This window comes from Methylobacterium sp. J-088, from assembly GCF_022829295.1.
Lineage (GTDB): Bacteria > Pseudomonadota > Alphaproteobacteria > Rhizobiales > Beijerinckiaceae > Methylobacterium.
Genome location: NZ_JAKSYH010000265.1, coordinates 1 through 826 on the forward strand (window position 1 = coordinate 1; position 826 = coordinate 826).

Annotated in this window: 1 protein-coding gene; it reads left to right on the plus strand. The window is 73.6% G+C overall.

The window, feature by feature from the left end; all coding sequences use genetic code 11:
* The coding region (locus MKK63_RS29595; protein ID WP_244007876.1) for an autotransporter outer membrane beta-barrel domain-containing protein at positions 1 to 826 on the plus strand (826 nt) is incomplete at both ends.

Consider the following 826-nt stretch of genomic DNA (forward strand, 5'->3'; position numbering starts at 1 on the left):
CCCAGCTCCAGGCCTACCTCGCCGCCCAGTGCGGCAACACCGTCGCGGCCTGCGCGGGCAGCGCCGCCAATGCGGCCAGCAATCCCTATGTCCCGTCCGCCGCCAATCAAGCCGCCTACCAGAGCCGCCTGACCTACGGCCTGCCGACGCTGAGCTTCGCTCAAGGACCGCGCGAGCAGGCGCCCGCCGACGGGCCCGACGCGTCGATCCTGCTCGCGCCGCTCTACGGCGGCTCGACGACCGCCGCCCGCACCCTCGCGCCCAATGGCGGCCTCTACGGCCAGCTCTCGACGGGGACGATCAACCAGATCCTCGTCAACACCGAGACCAACGCGCTCGCCGCCTTCTACGGCAGCCCGCTCAGCTACTGGAGCCGCCTCGACCTCTACGCGGCGGCCGGCTACTTCGGGAACGTCACCGGCACCCTGACCATGGACACCGCCGACCGCCTCGGCATCGACGTCGCCATCGGCCAGGGCGGCGCCCTCGCGGCCAACGGCACGATCACCGGCACCGTCGTCGTCGGCTCCGGCGGTCTGCTCGGCGGCTCGGGCACGCTCGGCGGGATCAGCGCGCTGTCAGGCGGCACGGTGTCGCCGGGCAACGCGATCGGCACGCTGTCCGTCACCGGCAACGTCGCCTTCGCGTCGGGCTCGACCTACCGGGTCGAGGCCAACGCCGCAGGCCAAGCCGACCGGATCACCGCCGGGGGCGTCGCCGCACTCGGGGGCGGCACCGTCCAGGTGCTGGCCGCCGCCGGCCGCTACAACCCGCGCACCACCTACACGATCCTGTCGGCCACGGGCGGCGTGTCGGGCCAGTTCGC